The sequence below is a fragment of the Deinococcus planocerae genome, from assembly GCF_002869765.1.
Taxonomy (GTDB): Bacteria; Deinococcota; Deinococci; order Deinococcales; family Deinococcaceae; genus Deinococcus; species Deinococcus planocerae.
This window is the reverse complement of record NZ_PNOR01000094.1, coordinates 1-819: the sequence shown is the minus strand read 5'-3', so window position 1 is coordinate 819 and position 819 is coordinate 1. Positions and strand designations below refer to the sequence as shown.

The window sequence follows — 819 nt, the reverse complement described above, 5'->3', positions numbered from 1 at the left end:
CCAAGCGAGGACACGCCTACAAGGACCACCGCGTCGTCCTGAACGGCATCATCTGGCGCCAGAAGACCGGCGCACCCTGGCGGGACATTCCTGAGCGGTACGGGTCATGGCATACCTGCCATGACCGCTTCACGCGTTGGTCGCGTGACGGCACCTGGGCAGCGATTCTAGCCGCCCTACAACTGAAAGCCGATGCTCAGGGAAAAATTGATTGGGATGGGGCGGCGGTGGACAGTACCCACGTCAAAGCCCACCGCAGCGCGGTGGGCGCGCGAAAAGAGCCTGCCAAGCTCGAAAAAAGGGGGCCGTAAGCGACGAGTGGCTCGGCATCAGTCGTGGAGGACGGACCACCAAAATCCATGTGCTGATCGACGGCCACCGTCGTCCCCTCAGCGTCCTGATCTCCGCAGGGCAGGCGAGTGATGGCACATATCTGGTGCCGCTTCTGGAGGCGGTCCGGGTGGGCCGTCCCGGTCCGGGACGGCCTCGGAAGCGCCCCTCGACGATTCGGATGGATCGGGCGTATGGGGCGCGCAAATACCGGCGTGCCCTGCGGGCACGCAAAATCAGATGTGTGTGCCCCGAACGTCGGGATGCGCGCGAAGCTCGGCTGCGGAAGGGAAAACGTGGAGGACGACCTCCGAAATTCGACGCACAAGCCTACAAGGACCGCCAGGTCGTGGAATGCGGCATCAATCGGCTCAAGGATTTTCGGGCCATCGCCACCCGATACGAGAAGCGCGGACACCAGTTTTTAGCCGGTGTCCACGTCGCTTGCATCCTCCTCTGGCTCTGAAATTTCAGCCAGACAGACCCTAG

Annotated in this window: 1 protein-coding gene; it reads left to right on the top strand. The window is 62.9% G+C overall.

Features of this window, described 5'->3' with window-relative positions; translation table 11 throughout:
* Positions 1-796 (top strand): IS5 family transposase gene (locus A7B18_RS21110; protein WP_180970293.1). Its coding sequence is split into 2 segments (ribosomal slippage), with 797 coding nucleotides annotated over them: positions 1-294 and positions 294-796; the frame shifts between segments, so codons are not numbered across the junction. This gene is flagged as partial in the annotation.
* Positions 797-819 lie beyond the last annotated feature (23 nt).